Consider the following 20178-nt stretch of genomic DNA (forward strand, 5'->3'; position numbering starts at 1 on the left):
AGTACCGCTTCTAGTAAAAAGACACGTCCACTAATATACTTTTTACTATTAATGGTTACACAAAGCGCCCTATTAAGGACAGCGAAATGCTCTCTTTGATAGGGCGCTTTGTATTTACTCTCTCTTCTATGGTTATTCAAAAAACGACTTGGAGCCTGCTATGTTTACTCCTAAAGCATTTAAAGAAGAGCGTTTTGATACGATAAAAGCATTTATCAAAGAGCAACCTCTAGCGACCGTTGTTGTACAAACACAGAATGGACTAGAGGCTTGTCATATCCCCATGTATTGGCAGGATGATGGTAGTGAGTACGGTTGCCTATACGGTCACATCGCCAAAGTAAACGCTTTGAACGACTATGATAATCTCGATGCACCATGGCTGATTATATTTCAGGATGCGGGTCATTACATCAGTCCCAATTGGTACCCAAGTAAAGCAATAACACACAAAGAAGTGCCGACTTGGAACTATCGTAGTGTGCATATCAAAGGCTCAGTTAGTCTGTTGACCGACCCTATGGTATTGACGGAAATATTATCGGAACTCACTCAAGATTTTGAAGCCAATCAGCCTACTCCTTGGTCACTTGATGATGCGCCAGAAAATTATATTCAGGCACTTTGTCGAGCAATTGTTGGTATTCGCATCAGTATTACAGACATTCAAGCACAGTTTAAGCTGAGTCAAAACAAAACAGCGGATAATAAAGCAGGGGTCGTAGCAGGACTAAAACGGTGTAAGACGGCAAAAGCAGATGCCATGGCGGCGCTGATTGATTAGTTAAGGCTGTAGGAATAGTACAATATAACTGGATCAAATATTACTTAACGATATCAATCTAACTCACTCTTACTAGGACAAGCTATGACGCTAAGACTAACGGTTGGCATACTTCTATTTAACGAGGTAGAAGTACTGGACTTTGCTGGGCCTTTTGAGGTGTTCTCGTTGGCGGAGAACGGCGCAAGCGATAAGCACTTTGAGGTTATTACTATTGCTGAGCATCAAGCACCGATCTCTGCCAGAAACGGTCTGCAGGTTATTCCTGATTATAGTTTTGCCTCTCATCCAGCTATTGATGTGTTGATAGTTCCTGGTGGTTATGGTGCTGAACAAACAGAAATACATAATAAGGCAGTGATTGATTGGATTATTGCCCAAACAAACGTGGCAGTACTGACACTCTCAGTGTGTACAGGTGCCTTGTTACTAGCAAAGGCAGGTTTGCTCGCTGGTCGCTCGGCAACTACTCATTGGATGGATCTGGATAATCTGGCGTCATATCCCGACATTAATGTTATCTCTGAGCAGCGCTTTGTGGATGCAAGCGATGATACCTGTAGTATTGTCACATCAGCGGGGATCAGTGCAGGCATCCATGCCAGCCTATACTGTGTAAAGAAATTAATAGATAGTGACACCATGCGTGCAACTGCCCATCGTATGGAATTCGATATTGACTAATACACGTGGCTAGATAGATGAGTGTATGTCTGTTTACTGATACAATAGCCGGCATTATTATCGATAATTAAAACAATTCCTTATCTATATTGGAGCTATTATGAGCGCAGAAAACCTATCTACAACGTCGCCAGCATCAACGAAAACAGGTGTCGTCATCATTGGTGCAGGATTAGCAGGCTGGCATGTGATTGATGCTATTCGTGCCAAAGATAAAGCCATTCCAATCACTTTGATCACAGCGGATAGTGGTGATCGTTATCACAAACCGATGCTGACCATGGCAATCAGTCAAAACAAACGCGCGTCAGATTTAGTAAGGGCGACGGGCGTAGATGCGGCGCAAACAGCAGACGTAACCTTGCTGGCCAATACAGAGGTAACAGATATTGATCCGGTGAGCCAAACCCTACAACTGCGTGCTACCAAGCACTCAGACAACACACCGACGACCATTAGTTATGAAAAAATGGTGCTAGCAATGGGCGCACATCCTATCTTCCCTAAGAGCTTGCCACAAGATTTGGTCTGGCATGTCAATCATATTGAGCGTTTCGGTCAGCTACAAGAAAAACTGGCAACCGGTAGCCAACACGTTGCAATCGTTGGTGCGGGTATGGTGGGGACAGAGATTGCAGAAGACTTGCTCAAAGCAGGGCATAAAATAACGCTGATTGATCTCAATGATGCACCGCTATCACAAATGCTACCAGCTAAGGCGACGGCGCGTATTGCTAAGGCAGTCGAGTCGCAAGGTATTCAGTTCTTGGGTGGTTATCAAGTATCAACAGTTACCCGTGTTGGCGATAGCAGTGAAGATGCTGAGAAGCTACAAGTAGACTATGCCCCGATCGCCTCGACCGAAGGCAGTACTGATGCTCAGTCGCTTGAGCCGCTAGTTGTCGATCACGTGATTGCCAGTACAGGTCTGACCGTTGACGCTCAACTGCCGACTGCGGCTGGCGTGGAGTTCGATCGTCGTACGGGTATTGTGGTTGATGCAGCGACACTGCGTACCAACGCGGCGAACATCTATGCCATTGGTGACTGCATGTCTATCAATGGAGTCGCGTGTCGCTATGTCGCACCGCTGCGGGCACAGGCTGCGACCATCGCTGATGATATCTTAGGCCATGAGCATGATGGCTACGATCATAAGCCGCCTATGATTCGCCTAAAAAACAAAGCGATCTCTGTAATGGTGACGGGTGTGCCGCAAGCGACTGGCAATTGGCAAGTCAAAACCGAAAGTGATGATGAGCTTGTTATGGATTTGCTGGATGAGAATGATGCTGTTAGTGCAACGGTAACGATAAAAGCACCTGCCACTCCTAAAGCATCATAATAAACTGGCTTTTAGTAAGCACGTTTAAAAACAGCGTTTATGACTGTGCCAGCCCTATAACGGTTAATAGGGCTGGCTTTTTTGTGTCAAAAATTTGCCATGATTTTATGCTATGTTTCGTTATATCTCTCTGAGCAAGCATTTTTTATGACTAATTAAATGATACATATTGTATTGATATTGTTGACAGGCTTTTGCCTATGGCGTTATAGTAGCTGAACGCTATGCACGGCCTCATCACGGAAGAAGGTTTGTATACAAGCGATCAATCAGCACATAAAAAGTAAAACGAAAGGACTCGTTATGACTCAAACTCCCGATTTCGATTCGACTCGCGTTGACTTCGATGCCATTTTAAACAACATTCCTAGTATCAATATGGGCGCGCGCTCAGCAAATGCACCGCTCACTCAAAGCTATGATAAAGGTCCTGATGTGCCACTGATTGAGGCGACAATCGGCGACTTTTTTGATGCTATTGTCTCTAAATATCCTAATCGCGAAGCATTGGTTGTTCGTCATCAAAACATCCGCTGGACATATCGTGAGCTGCAGCAGCAAGTCAATCAGCTGGCCAGTAGTATGATTGAGATGGGGCTTGAGATTGGCGATCGTATCGGTATCTGGTCACATAACAATGCTGAATGGCTACTGATGCAGTTAGCCACAGCAAAAGTCGGCGTCATCCTTGTCAATATCAATCCTGCCTACCGCACCTTTGAGTTGCAATATGCTCTAAATAAATTGGGCTGTTCAGCGCTTGTACTTATGCGCCATTTTAAAACCAGTGATTATGCTGGCCTAATCCGTGAGCTGTGTCCTGAGATTTATCACAAAGACTACACACAGCTTGATTTGGTTGAGATTCCAACGATTGAGCGTATCATTTGGATTGATGAGCCAGAGTCTGATGAGACCTTTGGCTTTATGCAGAAATTCTCAAGCTGGATGAGCGAGGGTAATGCCAATGATCCACGTGTCGCAGAGCGCCAAGCTCAGCTCAAAAATACCGATGCTATCAATGTACAGTTCACCAGTGGCACGACAGGTACACCAAAAGGCGCCACTTTAAGCCATCGCAATATCTTAAACAATGGTTACTTCATTGGTGAGGCGATGAACCTCACTGAAGAAGACAGACTGTGCATCCCTGTACCGCTATATCATTGCTTTGGCATGGTACTTGGCAACCTAGCGATTCTTACGCATGGTGGTTGTATCGTTTATCCAAATGATGGCTTTGAGCCACTGACTGTATTGCAAGCTGTAGAAGAAGAGAGATGTACAGGTCTGCATGGCGTGCCAACGATGTTTATCGCAGAGCTCGACCATCCTGAGTTCGAAAACTTTGATCTATCGACGCTACGCACAGGTATCATGGCAGGGTCCAGCTGTCCGATTGAGGTCATGCGCCGCGTCATCGATAATATGCATATGAGTGAAGTGACCATTGCCTATGGTATGACAGAGACCAGTCCTGTGTCTTGTCAGACCAATGAGCACACGCCACTTGATAAGCAAGTCTCGACCGTGGGGCTAGTACAGCCTGCGCTAGAAGTAAAAGTCGTTGATACCGCAACGGGTGAGATCGTAGCGTTAGGCGAGACAGGTGAGCTGCTCACACGTGGCTATTCAGTGATGAAAGGCTATTGGGGCAGTCGCTTCAAGACACGTGAAGCCATCCAAGATGGTTGGATGCATACAGGTGATCTGGCGACAATGGATGAAGACGGCTATGTCAAAATCGTCGGTCGTAGTAAAGATATGGTCATCCGTGGTGGCGAGAATATCTATCCGGTAGAAATCGAAAACTACCTCTACCGTCATCCAAAGATTCGCGATGTGCAGATCGTCGGTATACCAGATGAAAAATATGGCGAAGTACTTGCAGCATGGATTGTTCCTAAAGAACCTGGCTGCTTGACCGAAGAGGAAGTACGAGAGTTTTGTAGTGAGCATATCGCTCATTATAAAGTGCCGGCATACTATCGCTTTGTGACTGAATATCCGATGACCATCACAGGCAAAATCCAAAAGTATAAAATTATTGAGCAAATGAAAGAAGAGTTGGGTCTGCAATAGCCTTGCGTATCAGCTCTAAACTTGTTTATCAGCCCCAAAACATAAAAGATGAACCATGTGAGTAGCCATTAAAACAGCGGCCAGTAATATTTAAATAAATGACTGCGCATCTAAAAAGCGACTCGCATAACAAGCTACTCGTAATTACGTATCTATGTATAAAAGAAAAAGGGATATCATGAGCGCTACTATAACCAGTAAATTGAGTCCGAACTCAAGCGACTTTCAGCAAAACAGTGCTGCGATGCAAGAGATTGTCGATGACCTGTATATACACTTGCGCAAAGTCGCTCAAGGTGGCTCGGAGCGCGCACGTGCCAAGCATCTTGCACGTGGCAAACTGTTACCACGTGAGCGGGTCGAGCGTCTGCTGGATGTGGGTACACCGTTCTTAGAAGTGGCGCCAATGGCCGCGCATGATATGTATGGTGAAGAGATTCCAGCGGCGGGTGTGATTGCTGGTATCGGCCGCATCAATGGGGTCGAGTGCATGATTGTCTGTAATGATGCCACAGTAAAAGGTGGCACATACTACCCAATGACCGTCAAAAAGCATCTACGTGCTCAAGAGATTGCGCAAGAAAACCATTTGCCATGCGTCTATCTAGTCGACTCAGGTGGTGCCAACTTACCCAATCAAGATGATGTGTTCCCTGATAAGGAGCACTTCGGCCGTATCTTCTTTAACCAAGCCAACCTGAGTGCGGCAGGCATTCCGCAGATTGCTGTGGTCATGGGCAGCTGTACGGCTGGTGGTGCGTATGTGCCTGCCATGAGCGATGAGTCTATTATTGTAAAAGAACAAGGCACTATATTTTTGGGTGGTCCGCCACTGGTCAAAGCAGCGACTGGTGAAGAGGTCACCGCAGAAGATTTGGGCGGCGGTGATGTACATACGCGGCTCTCAGGTGTGGTCGATCATCTAGCGCAAAACGATACCCATGCACTATCTATCGCTCGTAATATCGTCAGTCATCTCAATCGCCCAGCGAAAAATATTCCCAATCAAATCACACCGCGTCCGCCGCGTTATGATGCCAAAGAACTATACGGCGTGATTCCAACGGACAAGCGCAAGCCATTTGACATCAGAGAAATTATCGCCCGTATCGTTGACGACAGTGCCTTTGATGAGTTCAAAGCGCGCTTTGGCACAACGTTAGCGTGCGGATTCGCTCATATCGAAGGGATGCCTGTAGGTATCATTGCGAATAATGGCATCTTATTTAGTGAATCTGCCCAAAAAGGCACACATTTCATCGAGCTATGCTGTAAACGCAAAATACCGTTGGTGTTCCTGCAAAACATCACAGGGTTTATGGTTGGTCGTAAATACGAGAACGAAGGTATCGCTCGTCATGGTGCCAAGATGGTGATGGCAGTAGCAAATGCTAAAGTGCCAAAATTCACCGTCATCGTTGGTGGCTCGTTCGGTGCTGGTAACTACGGTATGTGTGGTCGCGCTTATAGCCCGCGCTTCTTATGGATGTGGCCAAACGCGCGTATCTCTGTTATGGGCGGTGAGCAAGCGGCATCGGTACTGGCAACGGTCAAGCGTGATAATTTTGATCGAAAAGGTGAGTCGTGGAGTGAGGAGGATGAAGCTGCATTTAAAGCGCCAATTCGTGAGATGTACGAAGAGCAAGGCCATCCGTACTATGCCACCGCGCGCATGTGGGATGACGGCGTGATTGATCCTGCTGATACGCGTAATGTGTTGGCACTAGGGTTGAGCGCCGCTTACAACGCGCCAATTGAAGAGACGACGTTTGGTGTCTTTAGAATGTAAGATCAAGGGTCAGTGCTAACTATTTAATGACATTCAATAACGGTATTCGTTAGTAAAGATAGCGGATCGTGATCAAAAGAAGAGAGAACCATGCAAAACGATATTAATAATTATAAAAGTCTATTAGTCGATATAAAACAACACGTCGCTACCGTGACGTTAAACCGTCCTGAGATACGTAACGCCTTTAACGATGAGATGATTGCCGAGCTGAACGATGCTTTCACCACCCTTGGTGCTGATGACGAGGTGCGTGTCATTGTATTAGCGGCTGCGGGTAAGGCATTTTGTGCAGGTGCTGATCTTAATTGGATGCGTGCCATGGCGGATTATAGTTATGAAGAGAATCTAGCGGATGCTGATAAATTGGCGCAAATGCTCAAGACTATTTATGAATGTCCTAAGCCGACAGTCGCAGCTATTCAAGGCGATGTCTACGCAGGTGGTATGGGCTTAGTTGCTGTTTGTGATGTGGCTATCGCCGTTAAGATTGCTAATTTCTGTCTCAGTGAAGTGCGGTTAGGCTTAGCGCCTGCCACTATCAGCCCTTATGTCATCCGAGCGCTAGGTGCTAGAGCCTCGCAGCGTTATTTCTTAAGTGCTGAAGTGTTTGATGCTAAAAAGGCGCGGCAGCTTGGCTTTATTCATGAGCGTGTCAGCGAAGAGTGGCTGAGCGATGAAGTGGCTGCGTTCTGTAATAAGGTCGTCAAAAACAGTCCAGATGCAGTCAAAACCTGCAAACAACTATTACACGATGTCGCTGGTGCGCCTATTACAGATGAGTTGATTGCGGATACGGTCAAAGGTATCGCTGATATTCGCTCATCGGCACAAGGTCGCGAGGGCGTGCAAGCCTTTCTACAAAAGCGTAAACCTGATTGGCTGACAGCAGATTAACGATAAGTAATAGATAAATGAGCAAATAGACAAGACGTCAAATAACAACGACAAGACACAGGGATAGTTATGTTTTCTAAAATTCTAATCGCCAACCGTGGTGAAATTGCTTGCCGAGTGGCTGCGACTGCTAAGCGTCTTGGCGTCAGTACCGTTGCTGTCTATTCTGATGCGGACCGCAGTGCTAAGCATGTAGCGGTCTGTGATGAAGCAATTTATTTAGGTGGTTCGGCACCGAAAGACAGTTATCTCAAAGGCGATGCTATTATTGCTATCGCTAAGCAAACGGGCGCCCAAGCGATTCATCCAGGATATGGATTTTTAAGTGAGAACGCAGACTTTGCAAAAGCCTGCCAAGATGCTGGCTTGGTGTTTATCGGTCCATCGGCGGATGCTATCCGTGCCATGGGCGGTAAGTCCGAATCCAAGCGCTTGATGGAGTCGGCTGGCGTACCATTGATACCGGGCTATCATGGTGATAACCAAGATGCCCAGTTTTTGCAGCAACAGGCCGATAGTATTGGCTATCCTGTCTTGATCAAAGCCAGTGCCGGTGGCGGCGGGAAAGGCATGCGTATTGTTGAAAAAAGCAGCGATTTTATTGACCTGCTCGACTCATGTCGCCGTGAAGCGATTACTAGTTTTGGTAATGATCAAGTGTTGGTTGAAAAATATGCCCTAAAACCACGTCATATCGAAATCCAAGTATTCGGTGATACACATGGCAATTACGTGCACCTGTTTGAGCGTGACTGCTCCGTACAGCGCCGTCATCAAAAAGTATTAGAAGAAGCCCCAGCACCAGGTGTCGATACTGCCATGCGTGAAGCAATGGGCACAGCGGCAATCGAAGCAGCACGTGCGGTTGATTACGTGGGTGCAGGTACAGTTGAGTTTATTGTGGAGCAGCGTGAAGGTTCTATGAATTTTTATTTCATGGAGATGAACACGCGCTTGCAAGTTGAGCATCCTGTTAGTGAAGCCATTACTGGTGTCGATTTGGTTGAGTGGCAGCTGTTGGTTGCTGCAGGTCAGCCATTGCCAAAAACGCAAAATGATCTGGCTATCAACGGTCATGCAATCGAAGCACGTATCTGCGCTGAAAACCCTGACAATAATTTCCTGCCAGCGACTGGGACTTTATTCACTTATCAAAAGCCTGAGCACAGTACGTTTGTCATTGATAAAAACGGCACTGATGTGCGTATCGATGATGGCGTACGTGAGGGTGATGTCATCAGTCCTTTCTACGACTCTATGATTGCCAAGCTGATCGTCCATGCGCCTACGCGCGAGCAAGCGTTAGCTAGACTAGATCGGGCGTTGGCGCAGACGCGTATTGTAGGTCTGCCAAATAACGTGGCATTTTTGCGTTATATTTTGAATACCGATTCATTTAGCAAAGCCAATCTTGATACCGCCTTGATTGAGCGCGAACAGGACAAGCTGTTTGACCAGCATCCGCTTGGATTATCGACGCTTGTGGTGACAGCTATTGCCCAACAGCTTGAGAGTGAGGCGACCATGCAAGGTTTAGATCCATTTAGCAAGCCAATGGGTTTCCGTGCGTATAGTGATTATACTCGTTCATTTAGCTTGGTTTATGATGAGCAGGCCTACAATGCTCGCATCAGTAATTGGCATAATGCGAGTGGTGCTGATAGCAAAAAAGGCGGCGATAATCTCAGTAGTTTTACGCTCATCATTGGTAAAGAAATCGCGAATACGCAGGATGATAGCAATATCAATGTAGCTGCTCAGACCGAAACGGTTTATGAAGGGCAAGTCAGCTATGATAGCAGTGACGCGCACAATCATACCTTATGGTTAGAGGGTGCCCGTATCAGTGCCCAAAGCTGGGTCAATAATGAGACAGTTTATGTGTTCACAGATAGCGGACGTGATGAAATTACGCTTATTGATATCATGGCACATGTAGGCGAGGATACGGCAGCGGTTGGTAGCTTAAAATCACCAATGCCAGGGCAAGTGGTTGCATTCAAAGTAGCTGTTGGCGATACTGTAAAAAAAGGCGAGCCACTTGCCGTCATCGAAGCGATGAAAATCGAACATACGATTACGGCACCGACGGATGGGGCTGTGGCAGAGCTATTGTTTGCAGCAGGTGATTTGGTCGCTGATGGTGATGAGTTATTACGTATCGATAGTGAAAGCGAATAGAAAAGGATAATAAGTATGAGCCATTCGTATCCAGAGCATGTCACTATCGTCGATGTCAGTCCGCGTGATGGACTGCAAAACGAATCGATGACGGTGCCGACCGCTATTAAGCAAGCACTCATTAATGATCTGATTGCAGCGGGTGTCAAAAAACTAGAAGCAACCAGTTTTGTTTCACCGAAGTGGGTGCCACAGATGGGCGATAATAGTGCGCTGCTTGACGCACTTGAACCTACGCGTCAGACAGACATTTGCTACTCAGTATTGGTACCTAATATGCGCGGCTTTGAAAATGCCATCGTACATCGTCCTGATGAAGTCGTTATCTTTGGTTCAGCGAGTGAAACCTTTAGCCAAAAAAATATCAACTGTAGTATCGATGAGAGTATTGAGCGGTTTGCACCAGTGGCTGCGGCAGCAAAAGCGCAGGGTATCAAAGTACGCGGTGTTATCTCTTGTACGGTTGGCTGTCCTTATGAAGGTGAGATTGACCCTAGCCAAGTCGCTTACGTCACCAAGCGATTGGTCGAGATTGGCTCAGAGCAGATTGGCATTGCCGATACGATCGGTGTGGGTACGCCACTCAAAGTACAAAGAGCGTTGCAAGCTGCGCTTGAATACGCTGATATCACGATGCTGTCGGGGCACTTCCATGACACTTATGGTCAAGCACTAAGCAATACTTTGGCTGCATTACAAATGGGGGTTGGTGAGTTTGATACTTCCGTCGCTGGCCTCGGCGGTTGCCCGTATGCCAAAGGCGCAACGGGCAATGTTGCGACTGAAGATGTGGTATACATGCTGCATGGCATGGGTATCAGCACCGGTATTGATTTAGATAAGCTGGTCGTGGCGGGTGAAGGGATCAGTGCATATTTGAAGCGTCCAAATGGCTCAAACGTAGCTCGGGCTCTAATCAATAAACGTCAGTCTTAATTAATATAGTCAATCCCTGTGAAGGTATGACAGCGTTAACCTTGTTTGAAGTATTTGATATACATCTACACTCGGTTGCCTTGCCATACTCTCACATTGAATGGACTATACCATTAAAAACGGTAGCAAAAATACAGTTACAGTGGCTTTAAAAAACAGATTCAAATTCGAAAATTAAGAACATTTATATACAAGGAATGGTTATGAGTTTACCTGGATTAAATTTTCAGCTTGGCGAAGATATCGATGCTCTACGTGATGTTGTGCAGCAATTTGCAGCAAACGAAATCGCCCCACGAGCTGCCGAGATTGACAGTAGTGATGAGTTCCCAATGGATCTGTGGCAAAAGATGGGTGATCTTGGTCTACATGGTATTACCGTTCCTGAAGAGTATGGCGGTTCTAACATGGGTTACGTCGCACACATGGTCGCGATGGAAGAGATCAGCCGTGCTTCGGCATCGGTAGCGCTTAGCTATGGTGCGCACTCTAATCTATGTATCAACCAAATTAAACGCAACGGCTCTGAGGCACAAAAGCAAAAATATCTGCCGAAGCTCATCAGCGGTGAGTTCATCGGTGCCTTAGCAATGAGTGAGACAGGCGCTGGCTCAGACGTCGTTAGCATGAAGCTCAAAGCCGAAGAAAAAGACGGCAACTATGTCTTAAATGGCAGTAAAATGTGGATCACCAATGGTCCTGATGCGGATGTGATGGTGGTCTATGCCAAGACCAACCCTGAAATGGGTGCCAAAGGCATGACGGCATTCATCGTTGAAAAAGGTATGGAAGGTTTTGGCACCGCGCAAAAGCTCGACAAGCTCGGTATGCGTGGTAGTCATACGGGCGAGATGACCTTTAATAACGTAACCGTACCAAGCGAGAATATCTTAGGCAGTCTCAATGAGGGCGTGAAGGTACTGATGAGCGGGCTCGATTATGAGCGTGCTGTATTGGCCGCCGGTCCTATCGGTATCATGCAAGCAGTAATGGACAATGTCGTGCCTTATATCCATGATCGTAAGCAGTTTGGTCAAGCGATTGGTGAGTTCCAGTTGATTCAGGGCAAAGTCGCAGACATGTATACGATACTACAAGCTGGTCGTAGCTTCTTATATACCGTCGGCAAGAATTTGGATATGTTAGATGCGCGCGGTGCCGGTCATAGCCGAGAAGTGCGTAAAGATTGCGCCAGTGTGATTCTATGGTGTGCCGAAAAAGCCACTTGGATGGCAGGCGAGGGTATTCAGATATTTGGTGGCAACGGCTATACCAATGAGTACCCACTAGGTCGCTACTGGCGCGACGCCAAGCTCTATGAGATTGGTGCAGGCACCAGCGAGATTCGCCGTATGCTGGTTGGTCGTGAGCTATTTAACGAAACCAAGTAAAGCGATATCAGTGCAGTGGTGAGCTGAATAAGATTAAAGTTTTATAAAAACTATCTTCAAAAGATAATACTAAAAAAAGCAGCACGTTTTAGACGTGCTGCTTTTTTATGGGCATAACATTGCGTTAATTGCGTTATCTGTGAGTGACTATGGTTTGTTATGGTAATCAAAATATCGCGCCAATCCATTTAATAATAAATCATCACGCAAGCGTACGGGGCGATTGACATGCTGGGCAATAGTCGCTGCATCTCCGCCCGTCATAATCACCTCAAAGTTGGGATGACGACGGCTAATCTCATTAATGGCACCAACAATAGACAATAGTATCCCGCGATGAACCGCATCTTGGGTAGTCACGCCTTGGCTAACACTATCAAAAGTACCGTTAGAGATCGTGATTTGTTTGGTACCAGAAAACAGTGATTCACGCTGCAAGTAAATACTAGGAAAGATGTAACCGCCCAAATGCTCAGCATGATCAATCAAATCAATAGTCACTGCGGTACCGCAACCAATCACGCATTGGCGTTTTTTCTTATCAACCGCCCCAAGCATCTGTAGCCAGCGATCACAGCCGAGCTGCTGATCGTTATAATCACTTTTCATCAATGCATGTGCAGCATCGACATGAACAAACTCAAACGGAATATTCAGACGGCTAAGTGTCTCTGAGACCTTGGCATTGAGATCGTCGCCCAATACGGATGAGATACCAATAAAATCAGGTGCATACCGCTCGAAGCGATCAGTTAGACCCATGAGCAACTCAGCAGGTGCTTGCAAATGCTGCTTGGCATCATGTGCGACTATTTGCCCGATATCATCGGTAAGCCAATATTTTAGGCGGGTGTTTCCAAGATCAAGCCAGAGCATAAAAGTCCCTTTACAAAGTGCTCGTTAGTGATGGTGCTCGTTAATGATGGGGTTCATCCATATAGTCATCTAAGCCTAATAAATAACGTCTATGCGTCCAGTAAAAAGCGTAGAAATCTTACCGTTATCTTGCTGCAATTGCAAACACCCATGCGTATCGACACCGCACGCCACTCCTGTGACGACTTGTTTTTTATTATTATAGTCTTGGGTGACGCGTAGACGTAGTCCTGCCAGTGCGTCCATTGCTGCAAACTGCTGCAAAAACCCGTCTAAATAATAGGTATGACCTGTTGGCTTTTCTATATCCAAATGCTCAAAGCGTGTCATCGCCGCCATCAAGGCTTTGCTCATCTGCTGATACAGCGTCTGTAAGTCTGGTAGGCTGGTGGCTTGTGCTGCTGGCTGCAGTATTGCATGGATATCGTGTAAGCTTATCGCCTGATAACTCATCCCTTCAGAGGTCTGCGCGGTGAGCGTTGGCGCCGCTTTTACATTCAAACCAATACCCAGCACCACACCGACCAATTTGCCAGATTTGGTCACGGGTTCTATTAAGATGCCAGCGAGTTTTTGAAAAGGTAATGTGTGTGGCTGTTGCTGCTGTTGCTGTTGCTGTGCGGCGGCGTTATCCGATGATATACGATGAGCCTCTTGAGAGGGATAAAAGCCCAAATCATTTGCCCATTTCACACCTACTGGAGTTAACCCTTGCGCTTGCAGTTGCTCATTCAATATTTGGATGACAGGCATCTTTGCCAGCTCAAGGCCAATAATCAAAGACAACAACCCACTGATTGGCGTATGCACAGGATGATATAGCGACAGATAGACATTGCCACGCGGTGACTGCCATGATCGTCCGTGCTGTCCACGTCCAGCGCTTTGAGTCTCCGCGGTCAAAACGTGTACGGTAGCAGCATCTAGCGTACCATCCTGTAGCGCATCTATCAGCTCGCTATTGGTCGAGGCACTACTGACGACGTGGCGGTGGTTGAGCTCAGATAAATAGGCGGAAAAACTCGAGAGTGGTGGCATAAGTTTAGTCGATGTGGTTGAAGGAAACTTTGGTATACTGGGCGATTGTCAATGACAGCATAAAGGTCAGGTTGAGGTTTGGCAAACAAAATTGAGCATATCAAAAATGTGAGTACAAAATAAAATTAATACTGGGGCATGTTCTCACCACTCGCTCATTTGGATAGCTATGAGTCGAATGACAGGTATGCCCTAAGTCAGTATTACAAAAGGTTCGTTCTATGATGTTATATGTGTGGTTTGTGATCGCAGGGGCGTTTGCAGGGGTCAGTGCAGGTCTGTTTGGCGTGGGTGGCGGTATGATTATCGTGCCTGCACTGGTCTGGATTTTTACTGCTTACGACTTTTCGCCAGAAGTAATCACCCACTTGGCTATTGGGACGTCGCTGGCGACTATTGTGGTGACCTCGATCAGCTCACTGACGGCTCATAATAAACGCGGCGGTGTCCGCTGGGAAGTATGGCGCAAGATGGCGCTTGGTCTAGTCATCGGTAGTCTGGTTGGCGCTGGTATCGCAGATATGATCGATGGACAAGCCCTACAAGCCATCATTGGTTTTGGTGCGCTATTGGTTGCCCTAAAGATGCTGTTCTTTTCTAACAAAGAGCAATTGGGCAAACCGTTGCCCCCTGCTGGTGTGCAGTTTGGCGCTGGTACGGGCATTGGTATGGCGTCGTCTATCTTTGGTATTGGCGGTGGTAGCTTGACGGTACCGTTTTTGAACTGGGCGGGGCTACCGATGAAGCAGTCAGTCGGTACGTCGGCGGCGTGCGGGTTACCCATTGCATTAGCTGGTGCGGCTGGCTTTGCTTGGTTCGGTCAAGATGTGGTCAACCTTCCTGAAGGCACCATCGGGTTTGTGCATGTCACAGGGTTTTTGTGCATTTCAGTGGTCAGTTTTGCGATGGCAAAGGTGGGCGCCAAGCTTGCCCACGTATTGCCTGCTCTGATGCTTAAGCGCGCGTTTGGCGTACTACTGATATTTGCAGGAGGGCAGTTGTTATTAAGTGGACTGGGCATATTGTAGCAATCTCAAATTTTTATTATAAAAAATGTAAAACATGAGACATTCTTAGTATGAAAGCAGCAGAAAAATATCGCCGTGTTTTTGGCTCAATAAATCATTTAAAAGACCAGATATCATGGACGACTGGTCTTACGAACATGGTAGAGTTTTTGGCGTGGGAGCCAAAGCAGATTCTTGGTATCACCAAAAAACAATACGTACGCCAAATCATCGAATGGGCGACCGATCCAGAGTTGGCAGGTAAAGACGTAGAAGAAATTGAACAATCTATCATCAAAAAGCTCAATACAAAAATGCATGAGTCTGAGCAGCTAGAGACTTATTCAACACAAAGGGTCGGTATTTGCCATCCGAGAGAAGCCACTCGCCGCGTCATGTTTTTTTCTGAAGAGTATCTTAATAAAGAGTTCGATATATTTTTGAGCTTATGTAGTGATGTCTATTTAGATTTATTTTATCAGCAATTTGTGACTTTTAAGACAGGTGGAACATGGTCGACACACGGCAACAGCGGTATGTTTGAGGCCAGTACAGCGCTAAAAGCAATGTACATGGACAATTTGGCCTACAACCATCAGTCAAATATACTGATCGCCAATGAACTAAAATTTAATGGTCGAAAAAACCCAGATCAAATTCTAAAGTACTGCGCGATGTATGAGCATTTACTAGAAAACGGCTTTATCGAGAAAGGGGCAAAGTTTTTGCTGTTATTTATTGGCGGTGATGCGCTAGAGTATAACAAGCAGCGCCTTGTCGACCGAGAACTGGCACTGTGTCATAAAAGACCTAAGAAGTATCAGCACTTATTAAGACAAGAGCTATTGGAAATCGTCGATCATCTGCAAGTAGCCAGTCTCACGTGGTCATCATTGATTGCGTTCAATGATCGTTATCTAGCAGAAAACAATGTCTGCCAAGTAGAGCAAAAACTACTACAAGGGTTTCGCCAAAGCCTGCAATCAAAATCGTTTATGCACTTAGCGGTTTAACCCTAAAAACTCACGACAATTTCAGGTAGAATAGCCGCCTGTTTTCGCCATATCAACTGACTATTCATGCGTTTAAAATCCCTAAAGCTGGCAGGCTTCAAATCTTTTGCCAACCCAACGACCTTTACCTTTCGTCATGGTATCACTGCCATTGTCGGACCAAACGGCTGCGGCAAATCCAATGTGATTGACGCCATACGCTGGGTGCTGGGCGAAACCTCTGCTAAGCAGCTGCGCGGCGGGGCGATGAGTGATGTCATCTTTGCTGGTACGCAAGATAAAACTGCCAAGAGCGTCGCCAGCGTTGAGCTGACCTTTGAGCATACTCAAGATGAGCAGACGGGCATTCGCCATGAGTTTAACTTGTACCAAGAGCTGTCCGTTCGTCGTCAAGTAAATAAAGACGGTCGCTCGGATTACTTCATCAATGGTACGCGCTGTCGCCGCCGCGATGTCGTCGATGTATTCTTGGGGACAGGGCTGGGTGCGCGCAGTTATGCAGTGATTGAGCAAGGCATGATTGGGCGTATTGTTGAATCTAGCCCCGTGCAGCTGCGTGAGTTTATTGAAGAGGCGGCTGGGGTTTCGCGCTATCAGGCGCGCCGCGAAGAGACGCAAAAGAAGCTTGAGAAAACAAGAGACAATCTAGCACGTCTGCATGATATGCAAAGCGAACTACTGCGCCAACAAAAGACACTGTCTAAACAGGCAGCGAGCGCGCAGCGTTACGAAGAAATTACGCTAACACTCGCTGATATAGAGCAGCAGCTTGCCATCCAGCAGCTCTACCAAGCCAAGCACAATCAGCAGCAGCAAAAAATAGCGCACCAGCGAAGTACCGCAGAAGTATCAACGCTGCAAGCCGACTATGACATGCTAAAAGCTCAGCAAGACAAGCTCACTACCCGTATCAATCAAGAGCAGTGGCTCAAAGACGATGCCCAAAGCGCGCATTATGAGCAGCAGCTCAGCTACCAAAACGCTGAGCACCAGTTGGGTGATGCCACCTCACAACTGATGGCGATAGAGCAGCAACTGTCTCACTTGGCGCAGCAGCGTGAGCAAGCCCTTACTGATATCGAACGACTCAACGCCGAACAATCTGAGCAGCAGCAAGCGCTGGAGTCATTACGTCCGCAGCTCGCTGAGCTAACCAGTAAGCGCGATAATGATAAGCGTAATGAGCAGCCGTTGCAGCGCGCATGGCATGACGCGCAAAACCAGCTGTCACGCTTGCAGGATAAAGCGCGCACGCTTGAGCAGCAGCAAACGATTAATGCTCAAGCACAAAAACGCCATCAGCAAAATCATGACAAATGGCAACGCCGCGCGCAAAATTGGCAAAATCTCTGGCAGCAGCTACAGCAATCACTATCACCATCTGACAATGCGAATACAAATCAGGCAGGTTATAAGCAAGACCTGAGTCAGGTGCTAGAAAAGCAAATCAATGAGCTGAGCAAACAGCTACAGCAGATTGAACGTCAAAAGGACGGTGTGGACGAGCGTCTATCTGACATGCAGCCGCAAGCACATCACTTGCAGCAACGACTGAACACGCAGCAACGCGAGCTGAACGATGATGAAAAACGCCATGCGCTGCTGGCAGGCGAATACGATACGTTGCATCAGATACTACATCCCAAACCTACACAGCAGACTCAGCAGAAACCAGTACAAGTCGCGGTAACAGACAATACGGACAGCGATAGCGCACAAACTCAGCGATTAGCTATCGCGACGTTACGTGAGCAGATTGAGCTAAGTACAAAAGGGCAGGCGCACGTACAGCTACTCGATAGCATCTTGGGATTATGGCTAGACAGTCATGTGCCAATCTCTAACCAACAAGCTAACCAAACCAATCCAGCACGTGTTGATCATGTGAGTGGTGAGGCCAAAAAAGCCGATAGCTTATGGCAAGTGCTTGCGCCGAACGTCAATGATTTACTGACGTATCAAACCGCACAAATCTTACAGAATAAGCCTACCAATACCAAAGATAAAGCAACAGTCGAAACAGGTTATAGCCTATGGTTGCCTACTGAGCAGAACGAAGTCAAAGACCATGCCTTTATCAGCGATTTGCCAGACAGCTTGATTGATAAAGTGCTGCCATTATCGCAGTTGATTGCTCAGCCTACGCTTGCGCTATGGCAGCAGTGCTATTTATATACCGAGCAATTTACAACCAATCAGCAGCGAAATATTCAGCAGCAAAGCATCGACGTGCTTGCCGATGTCTTAAAATCATTGCCGCCGTCAGCGATACTGCTTACCACAGACGGTTGGATGATCAGTCGTCATGGAACAATTAATGTAAGCAAACTCGCTGGTGCGCAAGACAGACAGAACGAAGGCAGTAGCCAGTTCCTCACGCAGCGTTTAGAGCAGCGTAATCGTTTACAAGTATTAAAAGACTTGCTCGATAAACTCGAAACGAGTATCCAAGATCAACAGCAAACCATTGCTAAAAACCAGCGCGACTATGATGCACTGATGGTCAGTCTGGAAGAGACACGTGCGCAAGCTGAGCAGTTAACCCGTGACAAGCATCACTACCAGCAGCAACTGACGACCGAGCGCGCCAATGCTGAGCGTTTACAAGCGGATAGCCAACGTCTGAGTGCTGAAAAAGTGACGCTTGAGCAAGAAGAGCAAGAACTGATACAAGAACAACAGACGCTTGCGCATGAGCAGCAGCATATCGACAGTGAGATCGCTACGCTCACGCCGCAAATCGCTGAAGCACGCACCATCACTCAGCAATTACAAGCGGAGCGCAGTGCGCTAAATCGTACCCGTCAAGCCGATGATGACGCATGGCAAGCTTTGCAGCTACGTATTCAGCAGCATGAGATACGCCTAGAGAATAATATCAACAGTCTGACGCGTGCAACCGAGCAATATGACAAGTCGTTAGAGAACGAGCAAACATTACAGACGCGTTATGAGCAGCAGCAGGCCAAACTGCCAGAGCTACAAGCCGCATTGCAGGGCGCCCAGACAGCTCGCGATGCACAGCAAGTATTATTGAGCGAGCGCGATAGCGTGTTAAGTGCCCTAAAGCAAACATATGCTCAACAGCAGACGGCATTTGATACCTTACAAAACACCTTGCAAACACAGCAGAGCGCGCTTGCCCAGCATGCAACTGAACTGGCGCTAAGCGCGGCATGGTTAGACGATGCCATTGCGCATACGCAAAGTGCTCTAGAAGCTTATGCGCGCGTGAGCGATAAGTACAAAGCAAAAGCTGCGCATACACAGCAACAAAGCATGAGCGTCTCAAACTTATTGGCAGATTTTATTGCTCATGATCGCCGCGTCCGTCCAGACAAAATCGCTGAGCTAGAGTCCGAGCGAGCCAAATTAACCCAGCAGTTAAGTAAGATTGGACCAGTCAATTTAGCAGCAGTGGCAGAGCTTGCTGAGGTCAATGAGCGCCTAGAGCCACTTGCTCAGCAGACGACAGATATTGCGGCCAGTATGCAGACGTTGGTTGAGGCGATTGCCTCTATTGACGAGACAACTAAGACGCTATTTATGCAGACGCTTGATGCGGTCAACAACGAGCTGTCCAATTTATTTGCCAAAGTATTTGGCGGTGGACAAGCTAGCCTGACATTGAACGCTGACGAGATGCTGGCGGGTACGCCAAAGTCAGAGCAATGGCGGGCAGGGCTGACCTTGATGGCGCAGCCAAAGGGCAAACGCAACAGTCGCTTAGCGGTACTGTCTGGCGGTGAAAAGACCCTTACTGCGCTGAGTTTGATTTTTGCGATATTCAAGCAGCATCCTGCACCGTTTTGCGTGCTAGACGAGGTGGATGCGCCGCTCGATGATGCCAATGTTGCACGCTTTACCAGTCTCATCCATGAGCTGGCAGATGACTTGCAGTTTATCTTTATCAGTCATAACAAGCTGACGATGCAAATTGCTGATGAGCTAAAAGGTATCACGATGCCCAGTGCAGGCATTTCTACCCTAGTCAGTGTGTCGCTCGATGAGGCCGCACGTTACGTAGAGAGCTAATACAAAAGCCCGAAGCAAATAGGTTATAAGAATCAGAGCAATGCAAATATAATCAATCCATTAGCATAAATGCAAATAAGCTTGACCTCAGCCAAGCATACTGGTTATAAAGTACACAAT

The 20178-nt window shown here is 47.0% G+C and carries 14 protein-coding genes; 12 read left to right on the forward strand and 2 right to left on the reverse strand.

Annotation, left to right across the window (positions count from 1 at the left end; translation table 11 throughout):
* The first annotated feature begins 160 nt into the window (after nucleotides 1–160).
* The 9 genes from AC5JPT_RS11215 (at nucleotide 161) to AC5JPT_RS11255 (ending at nucleotide 12089) form a co-directional block, all read left to right on the forward strand.
* Nucleotides 161–784, forward strand: a complete 624-nt coding sequence (locus AC5JPT_RS11215) for an FMN-binding negative transcriptional regulator (RefSeq protein ID WP_493858150.1) — start codon at nucleotides 161–163, stop codon at nucleotides 782–784.
* A gap of 84 nt (nucleotides 785–868) precedes the next feature.
* Nucleotides 869–1468 (forward strand): DJ-1/PfpI family protein, encoded by a 600-nt coding sequence (locus tag AC5JPT_RS11220; protein ID WP_493858151.1) that lies wholly within the window; start codon nucleotides 869–871, stop codon nucleotides 1466–1468.
* A 100-nt stretch (nucleotides 1469–1568) separates the two neighbouring features.
* Nucleotides 1569–2813 (forward strand): FAD-dependent oxidoreductase, encoded by a 1245-nt coding sequence (locus AC5JPT_RS11225; protein WP_493858152.1) that lies wholly within the window; start codon nucleotides 1569–1571, stop codon nucleotides 2811–2813.
* A gap of 303 nt (nucleotides 2814–3116) precedes the next feature.
* Complete coding sequence (locus tag AC5JPT_RS11230; RefSeq protein WP_493858153.1) at nucleotides 3117–4895, forward strand: AMP-binding protein; 1779 nt, start codon at nucleotides 3117–3119, stop codon at nucleotides 4893–4895.
* A gap of 178 nt (nucleotides 4896–5073) precedes the next feature.
* Nucleotides 5074–6684, forward strand: a complete 1611-nt coding sequence (locus AC5JPT_RS11235; RefSeq protein ID WP_493858154.1) for a carboxyl transferase domain-containing protein — start codon at nucleotides 5074–5076, stop codon at nucleotides 6682–6684.
* A gap of 90 nt (nucleotides 6685–6774) precedes the next feature.
* The gene (locus AC5JPT_RS11240; protein WP_493858155.1) at nucleotides 6775–7581 is read left to right on the forward strand and encodes an enoyl-CoA hydratase/isomerase family protein; all 807 of its coding nucleotides are present in this window, start codon (nucleotides 6775–6777) and stop codon (nucleotides 7579–7581) included.
* A gap of 69 nt (nucleotides 7582–7650) precedes the next feature.
* Nucleotides 7651–9762 carry an acetyl/propionyl/methylcrotonyl-CoA carboxylase subunit alpha gene (locus tag AC5JPT_RS11245; RefSeq protein WP_493858156.1) on the forward strand — a complete coding sequence of 704 codons (2112 nt, stop codon included), beginning with the start codon at nucleotides 7651–7653 and terminating at the stop codon, nucleotides 9760–9762.
* 15 nt (nucleotides 9763–9777) lie between these two features.
* Nucleotides 9778–10698 carry a hydroxymethylglutaryl-CoA lyase gene (locus tag AC5JPT_RS11250; RefSeq protein WP_493858157.1) on the forward strand — a complete coding sequence of 307 codons (921 nt, stop codon included), beginning with the start codon at nucleotides 9778–9780 and terminating at the stop codon, nucleotides 10696–10698.
* Between the two features lie 203 nt (nucleotides 10699–10901).
* The gene (locus AC5JPT_RS11255; protein ID WP_493858158.1) at nucleotides 10902–12089 is read left to right on the forward strand and encodes an isovaleryl-CoA dehydrogenase; all 1188 of its coding nucleotides are present in this window, start codon (nucleotides 10902–10904) and stop codon (nucleotides 12087–12089) included.
* Nucleotides 12090–12236: 147 nt separating this feature from the next.
* Here the strand turns inward: AC5JPT_RS11255 and AC5JPT_RS11260 are convergent, their stop codons facing one another.
* A complete protein-coding gene (locus tag AC5JPT_RS11260; RefSeq protein ID WP_493858159.1) occupies nucleotides 12237–12965 on the reverse strand; it encodes a pantothenate kinase in 729 nt (242 codons plus the stop codon).
* 75 nt (nucleotides 12966–13040) lie between these two features.
* Entirely contained in the window at nucleotides 13041–14003 is a 963-nt protein-coding gene (locus AC5JPT_RS11265) for a biotin--[acetyl-CoA-carboxylase] ligase (protein WP_493858160.1), read from the reverse strand.
* Nucleotides 14004–14227: 224 nt separating this feature from the next.
* Here AC5JPT_RS11265 and AC5JPT_RS11270 point away from each other — a divergent pair, with 224 nt between their 5' ends.
* The 3 genes from AC5JPT_RS11270 to AC5JPT_RS11280 all read left to right on the forward strand — a co-directional run bounded on the left by AC5JPT_RS11270 (nucleotide 14228) and on the right by AC5JPT_RS11280 (nucleotide 20058).
* Nucleotides 14228–15031 (forward strand): sulfite exporter TauE/SafE family protein, encoded by an 804-nt coding sequence (locus AC5JPT_RS11270; RefSeq protein ID WP_319051233.1) that lies wholly within the window; start codon nucleotides 14228–14230, stop codon nucleotides 15029–15031.
* Between the two features lie 50 nt (nucleotides 15032–15081).
* Complete coding sequence (locus tag AC5JPT_RS11275; RefSeq protein WP_493858161.1) at nucleotides 15082–16023, forward strand: hypothetical protein; 942 nt, start codon at nucleotides 15082–15084, stop codon at nucleotides 16021–16023.
* Nucleotides 16024–16089: 66 nt separating this feature from the next.
* Nucleotides 16090–20058: an AAA family ATPase gene (locus AC5JPT_RS11280; protein WP_493858162.1), complete on the forward strand. Its 3969-nt coding sequence runs from the start codon at nucleotides 16090–16092 to the stop codon at nucleotides 20056–20058.
* Nucleotides 20059–20178 lie beyond the last annotated feature (120 nt).

Source organism: Psychrobacter sp. H26 (genome assembly GCF_059073035.1).